The sequence below is a fragment of the Stappia sp. WLB 29 genome (assembly GCF_023507705.1).
Taxonomy (GTDB): domain Bacteria; phylum Pseudomonadota; class Alphaproteobacteria; order Rhizobiales; family Stappiaceae; genus Stappia.
Genome location: NZ_JALBGD010000001.1, coordinates 1 through 18,339 on the forward strand (window position 1 = coordinate 1; position 18,339 = coordinate 18,339).

Below are 18,339 nucleotides of genomic sequence, written 5' to 3' on the forward strand. Positions count from 1 at the left end.
GCCGCAGGCGAAGCCGGAGAGCCGGGACCCTTTGGCACCCTCGGCGGGTGTGAGGCGCTCCACCCTCTCTCGTCGTCATTCCGGGCGAGCATCGCGAGACCCGGAACCGGAGAGCCACGGCGGTTGCGGTGTCTTGCGGGAGTGCCTTCGACAGGCCCTCGGCTCTCCGGCCCCGGCTCGGCGCTGGCGCGCCGTCCGGGAGGACGCAAGGAGGGGTGGGTGGACGAGCGCGGGGGCAATCTGCCGCTTTCCAATATCGCGGGCTGTGGTCTTGAATATATTTTTCGAATTATTGCGTAATATACTTAATATAGGCATGCCTTCGATATCATCTCGCGTCGGAATTAAGACAAAACAAGATTTATGCCTTTGAAGGCGCGCGGGATAGCCTTTGCGAATACGTCCGGCAGCGGCCCGGCAGACAGGCCGCCCGGCATGTTCGAGGAGGGCTCAAACGTGATCGTCCGTACCTTCAAGGCCGCCGGCGATGCGCCGGTTTTCCGCTATGCGGTGTCCCGCGAGGTGGTCTCGCGCAACGACCAGGTGGGCCACGCGCTCTACGATACGACGCTGGCCGCCGGCGCTGCCGACACGGTGGCGCGCGATGCCGCCGGCGAGTTTCCCGCGCAGGCGCATTTCTGCCTCTCCGGCAGCGGCACTGTGACCGTCGACGGGCGCAGCGAGCGCGCCTCGCCCGGAACGCTGGTCGCCGCGCGGGCCGGCGCGGAGGTGAGCTTCATCGCCGAGACCGAGATGCGCATCTGCACCGTCTTCGGCGGCGAAGGGCCGCAGGAGGCGATCCGCGCCGACGCGCTGATCCGCCATGTCGACGAGTTCATCGGCACCGAGCGCGACGTCTTCTGGGGCAACGGCCAGAGCCGGCGCCTGCTGGTCAAGGCCGACGGCTTCGGCTTCGCCCTGTGCCAGACGCTCGGCAATGCCAATACGGACTCGCCGCTGCAATACCGGCACCATTTCGAGAGCTGCTACTATGTCTCGGGCAGCGGCGAATATGTGTGGGAGAGCGGCAGCCACCCGATCGACACCAACGGCGCCCGGGCGACCGCCTTCATCATGAACCGCAACGATGCCCACCGGATGGTGGTGCGCGATCCCGCCATCTGCCTCAGCATCTTCAGCCCGCCGATCGAAGGCACCGAGGCACACGACTTTTCCGGCGGCCGGCCGTCGTCCTATTGAGAGACGCCCTCCAGCGCGCTGGAACCCGTCTCGGACCAGGCGAGCGGGGCTTGGCGGCAATCAGTCGCCAAGCCACCGAATGGGCCGAATATAATATATTTCAACTGCTTTTGCCGGATCGCTAAGGTTTTCCCGTCCGCCGCGGATGCCGTCCGCGTCCCGGTTGGCGTCGCCGGAAGGAGTTTCAATGACGTCGCAATCCGTGCAAAGCGCCGAAGGCCATGTCTTCGATATCATCGGCATCGGTATCGGCCCGTTCAATCTCGGGCTCGCCTGTCTGACCCAGCCGATCCGCGATCTCGACTGCCTGTTCCTGGAACGCAAGGACCAGTTCAACTGGCACGAGGGAACCTTGCTGGAAACGGCGACGCTGCAGACGCCCTTCCTGTGCGACCTCGTCACCCTGGCCGATCCGACCAGCGAGTTCAGCTTCCTCAATTACCTGAAGCAGACCGGCCGGATCTACGCCTTCTATGCGTTCCTGCTGGACACGGAAAACTTCTTCCTGCTGCGCAACGAATTCAACAAGTACTACCGCTGGGCCGCTAGCCGTCTCGACAACGTGGTGTTCAACCGCGAGGTGGAGGCCGTCGAATACGACGAGAAGGCCGGCGTCTACCGGGTGACCAGCTTCAACACCAAGATGGGCCAGCGCAAGGTGCTGCTCGCCCGCCGCATCGTGCTCGGCTCGGGCATGTCGCCGGCGCTGCCCGCCCCGTGCGAGCCGCTGCGCGGCACGCTGCTGCACAGCGCCGACTACCTGCGCAACCGCGAGGCGGTGCGGCAGAGGAAGTCGATCACCGTGGTCGGCTCGGGCCAGAGCGCGGCCGAGGTCTATCACGACCTGCTCACCGACATCGACCGCTACGGCTACCGGCTCAACTGGGTGACGCGCTCCTCGCGCCTCGTGCCGCGGGAGCTGACCAAGTTCACCCTGCAGATGACGACGCCGGACTATGCCGACTATTTCTTCTCGCTCTCGCGGCCCAAGCGCGAGGACCTGGTGCGGGCGATGCAGGCGATCTTCAAGGGCGTCAACCCGTCCCTGATCAACGATATCTACGACCTGCGCTACCGCAAGCTGCTCGGCGGCGATGTCGACATGATGCTGATCTCCAACACAGAGGTGGAGGCCTGCACCCACGATGCGGCGAGCGACAGCTTCCGCGTCACCTTCCGTCAGGTGGAGGAGGAGAAGTCCTTCGAGCTGGAGACGGAGGTGCTGATCATGGGCACCGGCTACCGGTTCCGCATGCCGGACTATCTGAAGCCCATCTCCGACCGCATCAACTGGTGCGGGGAGGGGCGCTTCGCGGTGGCGCGCAACTGCAGCATCGACAAGGAGGGCGGCGAGATCTTCGTCCAGAACGCGGAAATCCACGCCGACAGCTACCTGCCGCCGGACCTCGGCCAGTCCTGCTACCGCAACTCGGTCATCATCCGCGAGGTGCTGGGCAAGGAATACTACCCGGTGGAGCGGAGCCTCGCCTTCCAGCGCTTTTCCTCGCCCGCGGACGGCCTTACCGCCGCCGTCTCGGCCGGCGGCTGACGGGGCAAGACGACGATGGATGCGATGACCGCCGCCCTGCAGACCATGCCGCCGCACGAGCGTGCGACCGCGCATCTGGAAAGCGACCGCTGGCTGTGGGCCAATCGGCAGCTGGTGCGCAAGGCGATCTCCGAATTCGCCCACGAGCTGCTGCTTGCCCCGCGTGAGGTGGAGCCGGCAGGCGCCGGCCAGGCCGGAAGCTACGTGCTGGAGCAGCCGGCGCTCGGCATCGAATACACGTTCCGCGCCCGGCGCATGCGCCTCGACCACTGGCAGGTGGACGCCCACTCGATCAAGAAGCGGATCAGGGGCGAGCAGGCAGTGCTCGACGCGCTGAAGTTCATCATCGAGTTCAAGACCGAGCTCGGCATTCGCGACGCGATGATGCCGGTCTATCTCGACGAGATCAGCAGCATTCTCTACGGCAGCGCCTACAAGGCGGCGACCAAGCCGCACCGGGCGTCCGACCTTGCCGGCGCCGACTTCCAGGCCATCGAGACGGGCATGACCGAGGGTCATCCCTCCTTCGTCGCCAACAACGGCCGGCTCGGCTTCGACACGGCCGACTATCCGCTCTACGCGCCGGAGGCGGCGGGTCCGCTGTCCATCGTCTGGATCGCGGTCTCCCGCGAGCATTCGCGCTTCACCGCGATGGCCGGCATCGACCACGACCGCTTGATGGCGGAAGAGTTGGGAGAGGACACGGTCGCCGACTACCGGGCGCAGCTGACCGGCGAGGGGCTCGACCCCGACCGCTACCACTTCATGCCGGTGCATCCCTGGCAGTGGTTCAATCGGATCTCGATGAGCTTTGCCCCGGAGATCGCCCGGCGCAACATCGTCTATCTCGGCCTGTCGCGGGACCTCTACCAGCCGCAGCAGTCGATCCGCACCTTCTTCAATGCCTCGGCGCCGTCGAAGCGCTACGTGAAGATGGCGCTGTCGATCCTCAACATGGGCTTCATGCTGCAGCGCGGCCTGTCGCCGGAGGACATGCAGACGACGCCGGAGATCAACGAGTGGCTGCGCAACCTGCTGGCGCGCGACCGCTACCTGCAGGACAACGGCTTCTGCCTGATCTGCGAGCAGGCGACGATCAGCTACCGCAATCCCTATTACGAGGAAGGGCTGGCGGCGGATTCTCCCTACAAGCACGTGCTCGCCGCCCTGTGGCGGGAAAGCCCGGTCAACCTGATCCGGCCCGGCGAGCGGCTGATGACGATGGCCGCCTTGCTGCATCTCGACCCGCAAGGGGATTCGCTGACCGCCAGCCTGATCGAGCGTTCGCGGCTGGGGGCGGAGGAGTGGATCCGCCGCTACCTCAAGGCCTATCTGGCGCCGGTGCTGCACTGCTACTACGCCTACGACATCATCTTCATGCCGCATGGCGAGAACGTCATTCTCATTCTGGAGAACGACGCGCCGACGCGCATCGTCATGAAGGACCTGGCGGAGGAGATGCGCATCCTCAACAGCGGCGCGACGCTGCCGCCGGTGGTGCGGCGCAACTGCGTGGTGCTGGACGATGCGGTGCGGCTGGACGGCATCTTCACCGATGTCTTCGACTGCTATTTCCGCCATCTGGCGGCGATCCTCGACGAGCGGCAGGTGCTGCCCGAGGCGCGGTTCTGGGCGCTGGTCGGCGAGTGCGTGCGCGAGTACCAGGCGGCGCAGCCGCAATATGCGGACAAGTTCGCCCGCCACGACGTCTTCGTGCCGGAGTTCCCCCGCAACTGCATCAACCGGTTGCAGCTGCGCGACAACCGGCAGCTTCTCGATCCCAACGATCCCGACAAGGGGTTCGAATATGCCGGGACGCTGCCCAATCCGCTGACCATTGGGGCGGACGGGTCGCCGGGCGTGCTGCGCCGGGCGATGGGGCATATCGGGACCTATTTCCTCGGCCCGGGCTGAGGCCGGTTTCGTCTGTCTCGCGCTGCTTGCGCAGATATGAAAACGGACTTTGTTGCAAGAAACCCTCTCTGGAATACTGGAGGCGCGCCGTCTTTCGATGGTTTTCGAAAGCAAACGGCTCGTCATTTCTGCCTATCCGGGAAGGGAAATACGATGTTGAAGGCTATCGAGATTTCGAAGGAGCTTAACGCGGACAGCCTCCGCAAGCTCATCGCGAAGAACATCGATGCGATCCATGTGCCGGGTTTCTACCCCAAGGACCTGTCGGCCACCTTCGCCGACTGCATCGCCGGCCATTCGGAGCTGGAAGCCTACAAGGTGCAGAACGCGCTGAAGCGACTCGGCATGGGCTATGTCGATGTCGGCAAGGACGCGGACAACGCCAACCGCTACCACAGCGAGGCGATGCGCTCGATCTGGGGCATCCGCGACATGATCTACCCCAACCTGACGCCGCTCGACCATTTCCGCCTGTTGCTGGAGGAAGTCTGGCCGGCGGGCGCGACCATCCAGACCATCGACGGGCGCAAGAGCTTCGTCGGCACCTGCCGGGTGATCGATCCGGGCGCCAAGATGCTGCCGCACAACGATCGGCTGGCGCGGATGCTGTCGAACGGCACGTCGGACCTGACCGGCCAGCTGGCGGTCAACGTGTATCTCGACATGCCGCCGGAGGGCGGCGAGCTGGAGCTGTGGCTGAGCGAGCCGACGCCGGAGCAGGACAAGGAGCAGGAGACCCGCGACGGGCTCGACCGCGAGGTGCTGGGCGAGCCGCGGCTGGTGATCCGGCCGGAGAACGGCGACCTGGTTCTGTTCAATTCGCAGCTGATCCACGGGGTGACGCCGGGCGTCGGCGGGCGCCGGGTGACGATGTCCTGCTTCGTCGGCTATCGCGGCGACGACCAGCCGCTGACCTACTGGAGCTGACGCTGCCGCTTCATCCTCTTGCCGGAACGAAAAGGGGCGCGCCTTCGGGATGAAGGCGCGCCCTAGTTTATTTCGGGGAGGAACCTTCCGCCGCAACCCGGCCCGCCTCCTGGAAAGCGGGCCGGATTCCGCTGAAGCGGCGGACGGCCTTCCGGTTACTCGCCCGCCGCTGCGGTTGCCGGGGCCTCGGGCCCCGCCAGCAGGTCGCGACGCCGGATCATCAGACCAGAGATGACGATGGCAAGAACCGAAAGCAGGGCGACGATCCACATCAGCACCGAGAAGGCGGAGGCGAAGCTCGCCCGGCCGAATTCGGTGACTGCCGGCTGGACCTCGACCGGCGCGCTGGCAACGGCGCCGGCGAAGTCGCCGCGGGCGATGAAGTTCGCCGTATTGGTGAGGCCTTCGCCGAGCGCGGTCGCCAGATCGCCCGAGCCGCCGAGCTGCAGCGTGATGCTGGACAGCAGGATGGCGCCGAACACCGAAATCGACAGGGTGAAGGAGCCGTGGCGGAAGGTGATGTTGACGCCCGAGGCGACGCCTGCCCGCTCCGGCGGGACGACGGCGGTGGCAACGTTGGAGAGCTCGCCGTTGATCAGGCCCGTGCCGATGCCGAGCAGCAGGAAGGCGACCACCCACACGACCACCTCGGCCGGGGGAGCGATGGCGAGCCACAGGAAGCCGACGGCGACGAGCGCGCAGCCGAAGGCGATGAGACCGCGCACGCCGAGACGGTCGGGCGAGGCGAGCCGCGCGCCGAGCGGGGCGACGAGCAGCAGGGGGATGGTCATCGGCAGCAGCATCAGGCCGGCCGAGGACGCGGACATCTCGTGCACCACCTGGAAGTAGATCGGCAGGTAGACCAGCATGACCCAGAAGGTGATGCTGTTGAGCACGCAGACCAGCTGCACCCCGGTGAAGGTGGGAATGCGGAAGAGGCGCAGGTCGAAGGCCGGCTTCTTCACGCTGGTCTCGATCCATACGAACAGCAGGAACAGCACCACGGCGCCGGCAATGGCCGCCAGGATGGTGTCGCTGCCCCAGCCGCGCTCGCCGCCCTCGATCACTGCGTAGGAGAGGCAGCCCAGCGCACCGGTGAAGGTGAGGATGCCCGGCCAGTCGAGGCCGCCCGCATTGTCGTCGGAGGATTCTTCCACGCGCCAGTAGCACAGCGTGATCAGCACCGCGACGATCGGCACGTTGAGCAGGAAGATCCAGCGCCAGCTGAGCAGGTCGACGAGAATGCCGCCGACGATGGGGCCGAAGGCCGCGCCGCAACCGATCGACACGCCCCATAGCGCGAAGGCCTGGGCCCGGTCGGAGCCCTGGAATGCATTGGAGATCAGCGCGACGCCGAGGATCAGCATGGCGGAGGCCGAGAGCCCTTGCGCGACACGCCCCCAGATCAGCGCCGTTGGCGTGTCGGCGAGGCCGACGATCAGCGAGGTGACGCCGAACAGGGCGAGGCCGATCACCATCACCCGCCTGCGACCGAACCAGTCGGCGATGGCGCCGACGGCGATCAGCACCGAGGTATAGGCGATGTTGTAGGCGTTGATGATCCATTGGAGCTCGGCGAAGCTCGCCTTCAGCTCCCGCTCGATGGAGGGCAGCGCGATGGCCACCACCGTCACGTCGAGAATGACGAGGAACGAGCCGAGCGCGGCGACCGCGAGCGTCGGCCAGTTGTCCATCAAGGAGGAACGTGGTGTCGATTGGACTGAGGTCATTGTCTGTTTCCCGAATGCGTTTGCGGAAACGGTCGCCGGTTGGCGAAGCCTCCGACGGCGATCTGCCGTGAAACGACTGCAAGGCGGGAAAGGGGCGGTTCTCCTCCCGCAAGCGCTGCGCGCGAACGATGGCGATCCGGGTGCAACCCCGCATCGTTGTTGATCTTTTCTGCGCCTTGCCCGAGAAAATCTAAAGGCGCCCCGGAAGCGGGGGAAATATATAATTCCGCAGGGTTCAGGTGCCTTTGCGACTGACGTTCAAGGCCCATCAAGCGCCAGCGGCAAGGGCGCGCCGGCAGCGGGCAGGAACGGCGCGAGGTCGGCGTCCGTGAAGCGATGCGTGTGGGGCTGCGTCCAGACCGGACGGCGGTCGCGGTCGATCATGGCCGCGCGGATGCCTTCCGCGAAATCCGGATGGGTCATCAGTCGAGAGACCACGGCATACTCGAACCCGAGCGCGGCCTCCAGGCTGCCCTGCCGGCGGGCACGGGCGAGCGCCCCCAAGGTCAGCGCGAGCGCGAGCGGCGAGGCCTTGAGGAGGGCGCGGGCGGCGCGCGCGCAAGCCTCGCCGCCCGCTTCCAGCCGGGCGAGGATCTGCGGCACGTCGGGGGCGGCGAAGGCATGCTCCAGCTCCGGCGAGAAGCCGGGCAGGGCGGGGGCAGCAGTGCTGTCCGGCACGGGCGCGGGCAGGGCGGCGATGCCTTGCGCGCACAGCGCCTCCGCCAGCTCCGACATCTGGTCCGAGGCGATGCGCCGGCGCAGGAGGCCGAGCGCCGCGGCCGTATCCGCGCCGAGTTTCTCGCCGGTGAGGGCAATGAAGGCGGCGAGCGGAGCGGGAAGGCCGGAGAGAAGATGCGAAGCGCCGGAATCGGGGATCCAGCCGATGCCGCATTCCGGCATGGCGAAGCTCGCTCGCTCGCTGGCGATGGAATAGTTGGCGTGGAGCGCCAGGCCGAGGCCGCCGCCCATGGCAGTGCCGTCGATCAAGGCGACGACGGGCTTCGGGTACTGCGCAAGGGCAAGGTCGAGACGGTATTCGGCAAGGCAGTGGCCGCGTGCGCCGTCCACGTCGCCGCGGACGATGCGGCCATGCACGGCGGCGATGTCGCCGCCGGCGCAAAAGGCCCGCCCGCCGACCGCATCGATGACGACGAGTTCGACCGCCGGATCGTTCCGCCAGTCCTCGAGCGCCGAGGCGATGCCGGCAAGCATCGCCTCGCTGAGCATGTTGAGGGCGCGGGGACGGTTCAGCGTGATCCGCCCGGCGCGGCCCTTGCGCCGCACCAGGAGTTCGTCCTGCTGCGGCGGGGCGAGAGTGGCGCTCAATGGTGGATGAGGGCTGCCGACCAGGCGAAGCCCGCGCCGTTGGAGACGACCATCACCTTGTCGCCGGTGCGGATGAGGTTCTGTTCCACCGCCTCCGCGTAGTTGATGACCATGTCGCTTTCCTGCACATGGCCGCGATGCTTCAGCGCGCTGGTGTAGACCTTCTCCTTCGGCAGGCCGAACTTCTTCATGAAATAGGCCTGATCCCAGGTCGAGAAGGTCGGATAGACGTAATAGTCGACGTCGTCGAAGCTGAGGCCCAGCTTGTCGAGCAGCTGGGTCATCACCTTGCCGAACATGCGGAAGTTGATCGGGATGACGCCCTCGTTGAACTTGTCCATCTTGGCGTACATGTGCAGCAGCCGCTCGGTCACTTCCTCGTTCGGCTGGCGGTTCTGCAGGCCCGGCACGTACCACACGTCGTGCAGCCGGCCGATGGAGATGGTCTCCACCCCGAGGATGCGCGCGCGGGCCGCGTTCTTGCGCAGCACGAGCGCGCTGCCGCCGTCGCTCGCCACCGTGATCGGATAATAGGTCTTGTTGAGATCCGGCGTGCGGTCGCCGGCGAAGAGCAGCGCCGTCGACACGTCGTCGTCGGCCAGCATCAGGGAGACGACGGTCTTCAGCGCCAGGTGGTAGCTGGCGCAGCCGCCGGTGTTGACGGCGGTGGCGAAGGCATTGTCCAGCCCCAATTCCTGCTGCACGAGACCGGCGGCCGACCAGGTCGGGCCGACATAGTCCTCCGGGATCGAGGTGAAGTCGACGACGAGATCGACCTCCTCGGGCGCCACCCCGGCCTGGTCGAGGGCGCGGCGCGCGGCCGCAATGGCCAGCACCGAGGGCAGCTCGTCGGTGACATGGATGTCGTGGATGCCGATGTCGCGCTGGAAGTCGATGTTCTTCGACAAGGTGCCGAACGGCACGTCCTCGTCGCGGAACACGTCCGCCACCAGCTTCTTGTCGGGCGGAAGGTAGAAGGCTTCGGAAAGGATGCCGACGTGGTCCATCTGAAACTCCCCTGTCAGTATTGCAGCAAGGTGGCGCCGTAGAGGAAGCCGTGGCCATGGGTAGCCAGCAGCACGTGGGTGCCCGCGGGCGGCGCCTCCTCCTCCAGTTCCAGCAGGTTGAGGACGAGGTCGGAGGCATGCAGGTGCCCGCGCGAGGCGAAGCCCGCCGGCACCAGCCGTTCGCCGGCGCCGAGGCTGTCGCCGACCGCCTGCGCGTCAGAGGCGGAGATGTTGGCGGTGATGGTGCGGCCGATGTCGCCGCCCGACAGCCCGTGCCGGGCGAGCAGCTTGTCGACCAGTCCCTTGAGCTCATTGGTGCGGTCGGCGCGCGCGTGCTTGGCCGCATCCAGCGTCAGCCGGTAGAGGTCGAGCCGGGTCGGGTGCTTCATGCCGCCGCCGGGAATGTTGAGCACGTCGTGCAGCGCGCCGTTGGAGCGCATGGCGGTGCCGAGGATCCGGGCGCGGCCCGCCCCGCGCGCGACGATGACGGCGCTGGCGCCGTCGCCCAGCACGGTGAGCGGGGCGTCCTGGCCGGCGATCACCCGGTTGCCGGCAATCGCCTGGTCGGAGGCCACCAGCAGCACCCGGTGCACGTCGTCGTTGGCGAGGATCAGCGCGCGGGCGAACTTGATCGCCGCATGCAGGTTCGACGAGTGGCCGCCGCTATAGCCGAGGGTGAAGGCGCGCTTGGCGCCGAGTTCGGCTTGCAGCTCGTTGCTCATCGACCAGGCCGGCTCGACATAGCGCTGCGGCATCATCGAGAAGTCGATGATCGCATCGAGGTCGAGCGGGGTGAGGCCCGCCGTCTCCAGCACCTTGCGCGACACGGCAACGGCCATGTCCGTCGGGCTCTCGCCCTCGAAGACATGGACGCTGTCGACGCCGAGCCGCGCGGCGGCGGTGACGTCGACGGGTCCCGTCTCGCGGGCGATGATCTCGTCGAGCGGGCTGGTGCGCTCGGGCAGGTAATGGGCGGCCGCAAGCAGACCGACGGGTTCCGTAACGCTTTCGCGGGTCATGGGATCCGGCTCCTGGCTGGGAGAGAAGGGCGCGCCGCCCGGTCTCCCGCTTGCCCGCCGTCCGTGACGGCCGGCGGGCGAGGTCGGGCAGGGCGGCGCGGCCGATAGGGGGCGCGAGGCGCTCAGGCGGCCCGGGCGGTGCCGGTGCAGGCCTCGATGATCTCCGCCGGCACCGTGTGGTCGTCGTACCAGCGGCCCGACAGGGGCTTCTTCACCAGCGCGACATCCGCCGCGTAGGAGAGGATCTCGTCGTTATGCCGGCCGATCTCCTGGCGCAGCGAGGCAGGCAGCCCGCCGTCGAGCTCATAGGCTCGGTCGACGGAGCCCGTGAGGTAGCGCAGGTGGTCGATGCGGTCGTTGACGATTCTGATCGAGCGCTTGGTGATGCGGCCGAACTCCGCCTTGTCGTTGGCCATGACCTGCATCGCCTCGTACATGCTGGGCAGGAACTCGTCGCGCTTCATCCACTTGGTCTCGTAGTTCATCGCGTCGCGCCAGCGCGGCTGGGTGAGCGACTTGCGATGGGATTCGAGATCGCGGTGGAACACGGTGTAGCCGTGCTCGTCCGGCTGCTCGAACCACTGGCAGCCCGGATCGAGGAACGGCACCATGCCGAAGATCGTCGGGATCACCTTGTCGTTCGGGAAGCGCTGCATCAGCCGGCGCGAATAGGCGACCGTCTCCATGACCGAGGCATGGGTCTGCTTCGGCATGCCGATCGTGTACCAGAGGTAGAAGCCCTTGATGCCGACATCGAGCGCGGCGGCGATCCAGTCCTCCATCTCCTCGTTGGTATAGGTGCCGCGCCCGCTGAGCCGGCTGATCTCCACGTCGTGCGACTGCGGCGACAGGTTGATGTAGATGTCGAGATCGGGCGCGACCTCGACCATCTGCTTGAGCACCGAAGGCTTGGTCAGGCGGAACTGCTCGAAGGAGACCGAGCTGACGACGCCGCTGTCGTTGACCGCCTCCAGGTAGGAGAGCAGGCGCGGGGCGGATTCCGAGTAGGCCTGCAGCGTGTAGACGCTGAGCGGGGACTCGGTCTTGGGGAAGGTGGTGATCTCCCGCGCCAGCTGCTCCGAGCGGCGGTGGAAGACGGTCTTCTTCTCCACGTTCATCATCCGCTGATAGGCCCAGCGCGAGCCCGAGCACCAGCCGCAGCTCTGCTGGCAGCCGGTGTTCGGCAGCACCATCAGGTTGGGCATGTTCAGCAGGTTGTCGGTCTTGGGGAACATCTTCGACCAGTCGATCGCCACGTCGTTGAGCACGTCGGGCGTGTAGGAATGGCCGTTGTCGACGACCTCCCCCTTGTCCTTGTAGACCATGTTCTGGACGTCCAGGCGCCCGCGCACGCCGCGCTTCAGCTGCCCGACGAGGTCCGCCAGCGGCTCCAGCGTGTCGTAGCCGCGGATGACGCCGTCGATCTGCGGGTACTGCATCATCTCGCGGGCATAATAGGTGGAGACGATGCCGCCGAAGACGACGAAGCTCTCCGGGTGCACCTTCTTCAGCACCCCGGCGACCTCGATGGAGCCCTGGCAGTGGGGCAGCCAGTGCAGGTCGATGCCGAAGGCGGGCGCGTCGAGATGCTCGAACAGCTTCTCCACGTCGAGCGTGGGATGCTTGAGCATCAAGGAGGCCAGGTTGACGATCTTCACGTCCAGCCCGCGCTCGGCGAGGAAGCTCTTGATCGACAGGAAGCCGAGCGGGTGCATCTCGAAGATCGGGGTGACGTTGCTGCTCTCCTGGCTGGAGTACCAGCCGAGCACGAAATCGTCCCGGTTGCGGAAGTCGAAGATCGCCGGTGCATGGACCAGGATCAGGTCGGCCTTGATACGTGTCATGGTGTCGCCATTCCTCGGGCGCCGGACCGTGTGGACGAAAGTCCTCAGGCCGCGGCTGACGTGATCTTGCTGTGACAGAAACCGGAGAGCGCGTTCAGCGTCTTGTAGTTCTGCGAGGTGATCTCGTCCTCGTCGATGGCGATGCCGAATTCCTTTTCCATGTATTCGGTGACCTCGGCGATGCCGAGAGAGTCGAGAATGCCGCTGTCGAGCAGGTTCTCTTCCGGGTCGATGCCGCCCGACACGTTGACGCCGGAGTTTTCCATCAGGTAGGCGAGCAGGTTCTTCTGTACGCTCATCAGGTCGGGTGCACTCACGGGCTTATCTCCTCCATCAGGCTGTCGCGGCTCTCCGCAGGGAGAGCCCGGCCGTTGCAGTCCGTTCGGGCGGCGGCGATACCCGTCGGCGCCCTGTCAGTCGCACAGTGACTGAATGGATATTCTTGTTATTTTGAGAAATTTTCCTAACGGAAAGAGATTATTGAGCAAGAATGGCAAGTCAATAACGCTATTCTGACTGAATTTCTATCGACTGATATGCGTTTTGATTTTGAATATACGTAGAAATGCCAGAGAAGTTTCATGTTGCACTGCAGTCCGCGCCCGGCGAAGAACAACGCCGGGCGCGGGGAGGGAAGGCGGGCGGGCTACAGGCCGAGGGCGCGCGCGGCGATGGTGCGCTGGATGTCCGACGTGCCGGAATAGAGCAGGCTGCCGACCGCGTCGCGGAAGTCGCGCTCCACCTCGTAGTCGGCCATGTAGCCGTAGCCGCCGTGGATGACGACGGAATTCTGGCACGAGGCGACCCAGGCTTCGCTGAGATAGAGCTTGGCAAGCGCCGCCTCCATCGGGCAACTGCCCTTGGTCTTCTTCAGCCAGGCCACCTTGTAGAGCAGCAGCCGCGAGGTCTCGTGCCGCAGCTTCATGTCGACGATGCGGTTGGACACCGACTGGAACTTGCCGATCGGCTTGCGGAACTGGGTACGCTTGTTGGCATGGGCGACGCACTGCTCGACCTGGTGCTCCATGGCGCCGACCAGGTTGGCCAGGATCGAGCTGCGCTCCCACTCCATGGAATTGTTGAAGATGCGCCCGCCCTGGCCTTCCTTGCCGATGCGCGCGGTGACCGGCACCCGGCAGTCCTCCAGCGTCAGCCAGGCCATCGGCGAGGTGCGCAGCCCCATCTTGCGGCGGTTCGGGCTGATGGTGAGGCCCGGCGTGTCGCGCTCGACGATGAAGCCGGTGAGGCCGAGCGAACCGGCGCTCTTGTCCACCGTCGCGAAGATGACGAAGACGTCCGCGACCGGCCCGTTGGTACAGAACACCTTGGCGCCGTTGAGCACGTAGTGGTCGCCGTCGCGGGTCGCGGTGGTGCCGAGGCTCATCACGTCGGAGCCGGCCTCCGCCTCGGTGATGCCGTGGGCGCCGATCAGCTCGCCGGCGATCAGCCCGCGCAGGTACTTGTCCTTCTGCTCCGGCGTGCCGAACTGGGCGATCGGCATCTGCACGGTCCACATCTGGCCGTTCATGCTGAACAGCAGGCCGTTGTCGCGGCAGCCGTAGCCGAGCGCCTCCATGGCCAGCACCGTGGTGATGATGTCCTGCTCGGCGCCGCCATAGGCCTTCTCGAAGGGAAGGCCGAGAATGCCGAAGCCGGCGATCTTGCGCCACAGGTCGCGGGACAGGATGCATTCGGCATCGCGCTGCTTGAGGTCGCCCTCGTTGAGCTCGTCCTTTGCGAAGCGGACGACCTTCTCCTTGAAGGCCTCCTGCTCGGGAGTGAAGCTGAAGTCCATCTGCGCTCCTCGTCGTCAGGTAATGGGTCTGGCGGCGGCGGTCCGTCGGGCGGACGAAAGCCGCAGGCTCGGATCACCGGCCGGACGAGGCTTGCGGGATTTGCGCGGACGTCCGGCTGGTGGTTGGATGGCGGCTGCAGGTTTCGCCGGGCAGGAAGGCGGCCTCGAACGACGGACGAAGGCATGGCTTCGCCGTTGCCCGGGGCAGAATCTTCCCCTGACGAAAACTTCATTGATAATAGTGACAGTGATCTTATCGGGAGGTTTATTCTTTGATGGAGCTCAAATTCGAACTCTTCGCGTCATTGATACGAAATACATATGCCATAAGCTCCTCCCCATTTCGTGTTCTCTGCATTGGAATGCGATTTCGTTTATTGCATGGACTCCTGAAACGAGAAACTAATTTTAATTACAACCACAATACAACTTTCCGTTCGTGTCGAGAAATATATATTTTTGCCATATAAAGGTTTGCGTTCGAATTTTTGGGGACAGCAAAAATCGGCCAATCCTAGGGAGCAGAAGGCAAGCAATGAATCTGAGAAGGCTCAAGTTCTTTGTAACGGTTGCGGAGGAGTTGCATTTCGGCAGGGCCGCGGAGCGGCTCTGTATGACGCAGCCTCCGCTCAGTCAGGCCATTCTGGCATTGGAGGAGGAACTGTCCGTCACGCTGTTCAAGCGGACGAAGCGGAATGTGGCGCTGACGCCGGTCGGCGAGCACCTTCTGTCCCATGTGAGCAAGCTGCTGCAGGAGGTGGAGGCCCTGCCGGGGCTGGCGCGCCAGCTCGCCCGCGGCGAGATCGGCTCGCTCAAGCTCGGCTTCGTCACGACGGCCGACTACAACCTGCTGCCCGAGCTGATCAGCCACTACGGCGTCACCTTCCCGGAGGTGAAGGTGACGCTGAAGGAGATGACCAGCGACCTGCAGGTCGAGGCCCTGATGCAGGGCGATATCAATGCCGGGCTGATCATTCCGCTGCACCAGACCCTGCACACCTCGCTGTCCTACCTGCCGCTGCTGCACGAGCCGCTGGTGGCGGCCGTGCCGGAGGAGTGGGTGCGGGCCGGGCGCGTGGAGATCGTCAATGGCCGTCTGAAGATCCAGGACGTCGCCGAGGAGCCGCTGGTGCTGTTCCCGCGGCGCTCGGCCCCGGCCTTCCACGACATCATCACCACCTATTTCGCCTCCCACGGCATCGAGCCCGTCATCGGCCAGGAAGCGATCCAGATGCAGACCATCATCAGCCTGGTCTCGGCCGGGATGGGCTTTGCGCTGGTGCCCGGCTCGCTGCGCCGGCTGGGGCGCATGGGCGTGCGCTATGTCGGCCTGGAGGGCAAGCCGCCGGTGATCGAGACCGGCCTCGTGTGGCGCAAGGAAGATCCTTCGCCGACGGTGCTGCGCCTGGTGGAGATCGCCCGCGGCCTCGGCGAACAGGCCGGGGAAGAGGACGGCGGTACGGGCGAAGGGCTGGGCGAAGGATTGGGCGGAGGGGCGCCCGGCGTCGGTCTGCCCGAGGCGGCGCTGGTCCATGCCCGCCGCGACCTGAACGGCCACGGCCACGCCGGCCGGCTCGACTGACGCGGGGACGTCCCTTTCCGCATCATCGAACGCAAACACGAGGGTCGGCGCCGGCTTGGGAGGGCTGGCGCCGCCGTCGTCCCGGCGCGCCCGGGACCCCGTCCTGCGGCAGAGATTAAGTCTTAAAATGACCTAATACCGCATGACAAATATATTTCTGAAATGAAAGGCGAGGCGATACCGTCGCCGGAAAGCTGACGGGCACACCTTCTGCGGACACGAAACAGCGTGGGATTTTAGGCGGTTGCGCCACTCTCCCGAGGCTGCTCGCGAACGCCGGGAGGGCCGGCCGTGTCCGTCCGGATCGGGAGGCGGCCTGCGTGACGGGCCGGACATGCGGCGGACCGGCGCTGCGCGCGTTTCCAGGGAGGACTGCGGGTGCCATACAACGAGCGTTCGAAGACGATTTCGCAAGGGATCGAGCGTTCGCCGAACAGGGCCATGTTCTATGGTCTCGGCTACACCAAGGAAGATTTCGACAACCCGATGATCGGCATTGCCAACGGGCATTCGACGATCACGCCCTGCAATGCCGGCCTGCAGCCGCTGGCCGACGTGGCGGTGAAGGCGATCAAGGAGGCGGGCGCCAATCCGCAGCTTTTCGGCGTGCCCACCATTTCCGACGGCATGTCGATGGGCACGGAAGGCATGAAATACTCGCTGATCTCCCGCGAGGTCATCGCCGACTGCGTCGAGATGACGGTGCAGGGCCAGTGGATGGACGGCGTGCTGGTGCTCGGCGGCTGCGACAAGAACAAGCCCGGCGGCATGATCGGCATCGTCCGCGCCAATGTCCCGGCGATCTACGTCTATGGCGGCACGATCAAGCCGGGCAAGTGGAAGGGCCAGGACCTGTCGGTCATCTCCGCCTTCGAGGCGGTCGGCGCCATCAAGGCCGGCCGGATGAGCGAGGAGGACTTCGAGGGCATCGAGCGCAATGCCTGCCCGACCACCGGCGCCTGCGGGGGCATGTACACCGCCAACACCATGAGTTCCTCCTTCGAGGCGCTCGGCATGGCGCTGCTCTATTCCTCGACCATGGCCAACATCGACCAGGAGAAATTCGACTCCACGGCCGAATCCGCCCGCGTCCTCGTCGAGGCGGTGAAGAAGGGGTTGAAGCCGCGCGACATCGTCACCCGCAAGAGCGTCGAGAACGCGATCACCCTGGTGATGGCGACCGGCGGTTCCACCAATGCGGTGCTGCATTACCTTGCCATCTGCCACGCGGCCGAGGTCGAGTGGACGCTGGACGACTTCGAGCGGATCCGCCGCAAGGTTCCGGTGATCTGCGACCTGAAGCCCTCCGGCAAGTATATGGCGGTCGACCTGCACAAGGCCGGCGGCGTGCCGCAGATCCTCAAGATCCTGCTGAATGCCGGCCTGCTCCACGGCGACTGCATGACCATCACCGGCCGGACCCTCGCCGAGGAACTGGCCCATGTGCCGGATGCCCCGCCCGCCGACCAGGACGTGATCCGGCCGATCGAGCAGGCGCTCTATCCGGAAGGCCATCTCGCCATCCTGCGCGGCAACCTGGCCGAGGACGGCGCGGTCGCCAAGATCACCGGCCTCAAGTCGACCTCGATCACGGGCCCGGCGCGCGTCTTCGACGACGAGCAGTCGGCGATGGATGCGATCCTGTCCGACCGCATCCGCCCCGGCGACGTGCTGGTGCTGCGCTATCTCGGCCCGCGCGGCGGCCCGGGCATGCCGGAGATGCTGGCCCCGACCTCGGCGATCATCGGCCGAGGCCTCGGTGCCGACGTCGGCCTGATCACCGACGGCCGCTTCTCGGGCGGCTCCTGGGGCATGCTGGTCGGCCACGTCACGCCGGAAGCCTATGAGGGCGGCACCATCGCCCTGGTGGAGGAGGGCGACACGATCACCATCGACGCCTCGCGCCAGCTGCTGCAGCTGGAGGTGGACGACGAGGAACTCGCCCGCCGCCGCGCCAACTGGCGCCAGCCGGAGCCGCGCTACCGCAATGGCGTGCTCGGCAAGTTCTCCCAGCTCGCCCTGCCTGCCAACAAGGGCGCGGTGACGGGCTGACGGCGCCTTGAACTGCCTCGGGGCGGGGCTTGCCCGCCCCGCATGCGGAAAGGCGCCGACGAAAAGAGATAGAGCGGAACGGCGGTCCGACCGGAACGCAGCCCGCTCTATGCCCGTCCGGTCGCCGCACCATCCGGTTGATGGGGGGACGGTGCCGGTGGCTGGACGGGCAGGTTTTCCGAACGGCCGGAACGGGCGGACGAGACCCGGGCCAGGAACCAGCCGGTCGATCCGGGTCGGCAAGGTCAGGCAGTAGATCCTGGCCCAGGATGCCAGACTGTCAGCCGGGGTCGGAAGATCCCGGCCGTTGGTATTTGTGCGTGTCGCTTTCCAGTTACGAAGATGCATGTTGCAATAGTCACAAGAAATAGAAAAATAGAATTAGACCGGCTCA

General features: G+C 65.8%; 13 protein-coding genes. 6 read left to right on the top strand and 7 right to left on the bottom strand.

Annotation, left to right across the window (positions count from 1 at the left end):
• Window positions 1–456 precede the first annotated feature (456 nt).
• The 4 genes from MNI96_RS00005 (at window position 457) to MNI96_RS00020 (ending at window position 5,590) form a co-directional block, all read left to right on the top strand.
• Window positions 457–1,200, top strand: coding sequence for an ectoine synthase (locus MNI96_RS00005; protein WP_249689307.1), 744 nt, complete (start codon window positions 457–459; stop codon window positions 1,198–1,200).
• 187 nt (window positions 1,201–1,387) lie between these two features.
• Complete coding sequence (locus MNI96_RS00010) at window positions 1,388–2,749, top strand: lysine N(6)-hydroxylase/L-ornithine N(5)-oxygenase family protein (protein ID WP_249689308.1); 1,362 nt, start codon at window positions 1,388–1,390, stop codon at window positions 2,747–2,749.
• A 24-nt stretch (window positions 2,750–2,773) separates the two neighbouring features.
• A complete protein-coding gene (locus MNI96_RS00015; RefSeq protein ID WP_249689309.1) occupies window positions 2,774–4,663 on the top strand; it encodes an IucA/IucC family protein in 1,890 nt (629 codons plus the stop codon).
• A 153-nt stretch (window positions 4,664–4,816) separates the two neighbouring features.
• Window positions 4,817–5,590, top strand: coding sequence for a 2OG-Fe(II) oxygenase (locus MNI96_RS00020; protein ID WP_249689310.1), 774 nt, complete (start codon window positions 4,817–4,819; stop codon window positions 5,588–5,590).
• A gap of 155 nt (window positions 5,591–5,745) precedes the next feature.
• Here the strand turns inward: MNI96_RS00020 and MNI96_RS00025 are convergent, their stop codons facing one another.
• From MNI96_RS00025 to MNI96_RS00055, 7 genes are all read right to left on the bottom strand, one after another.
• The gene (locus MNI96_RS00025; RefSeq protein WP_249689311.1) at window positions 5,746–7,320 is read right to left on the bottom strand and encodes an MFS transporter; all 1,575 of its coding nucleotides are present in this window, start codon (window positions 7,318–7,320) and stop codon (window positions 5,746–5,748) included.
• A 258-nt stretch (window positions 7,321–7,578) separates the two neighbouring features.
• On the bottom strand, window positions 7,579–8,646 hold the full coding sequence (locus tag MNI96_RS00030) for an enoyl-CoA hydratase/isomerase family protein (RefSeq protein ID WP_249689312.1): 1,068 nt from the start codon (window positions 8,644–8,646) through the stop codon (window positions 7,579–7,581).
• The gene (locus MNI96_RS00035; RefSeq protein ID WP_249689313.1) at window positions 8,643–9,653 is read right to left on the bottom strand and encodes a 3-oxoacyl-[acyl-carrier-protein] synthase III C-terminal domain-containing protein; all 1,011 of its coding nucleotides are present in this window, start codon (window positions 9,651–9,653) and stop codon (window positions 8,643–8,645) included. The genes MNI96_RS00030 and MNI96_RS00035 overlap by 4 nt, the downstream gene beginning before the upstream one ends.
• Before the next feature lie 14 nt (window positions 9,654–9,667).
• On the bottom strand, window positions 9,668–10,672 hold the full coding sequence (locus tag MNI96_RS00040; protein ID WP_249689314.1) for a hypothetical protein: 1,005 nt from the start codon (window positions 10,670–10,672) through the stop codon (window positions 9,668–9,670).
• Between the two features lie 122 nt (window positions 10,673–10,794).
• Entirely contained in the window at window positions 10,795–12,516 is a 1,722-nt protein-coding gene (locus tag MNI96_RS00045; protein WP_249689315.1) for a cobalamin-dependent protein, read from the bottom strand.
• 44 nt (window positions 12,517–12,560) lie between these two features.
• Window positions 12,561–12,833, bottom strand: a complete 273-nt coding sequence (locus MNI96_RS00050; protein ID WP_139111194.1) for an acyl carrier protein — start codon at window positions 12,831–12,833, stop codon at window positions 12,561–12,563.
• A 329-nt stretch (window positions 12,834–13,162) separates the two neighbouring features.
• Complete coding sequence (locus tag MNI96_RS00055; RefSeq protein ID WP_249689316.1) at window positions 13,163–14,311, bottom strand: acyl-CoA dehydrogenase family protein; 1,149 nt, start codon at window positions 14,309–14,311, stop codon at window positions 13,163–13,165.
• A gap of 535 nt (window positions 14,312–14,846) precedes the next feature.
• Here MNI96_RS00055 and MNI96_RS00060 point away from each other — a divergent pair.
• Together MNI96_RS00060 and ilvD are read left to right on the top strand one after the other, a co-directional pair.
• Window positions 14,847–15,893 carry a LysR family transcriptional regulator gene (locus MNI96_RS00060; protein WP_283776270.1) on the top strand — a complete coding sequence of 349 codons (1,047 nt, stop codon included), beginning with the start codon at window positions 14,847–14,849 and terminating at the stop codon, window positions 15,891–15,893.
• A 378-nt stretch (window positions 15,894–16,271) separates the two neighbouring features.
• Window positions 16,272–17,945, top strand: coding sequence for a dihydroxy-acid dehydratase (gene ilvD, locus MNI96_RS00065; protein WP_249689317.1), 1,674 nt, complete (start codon window positions 16,272–16,274; stop codon window positions 17,943–17,945).
• The last annotated feature ends 394 nt before the right edge of the window (window positions 17,946–18,339 follow it).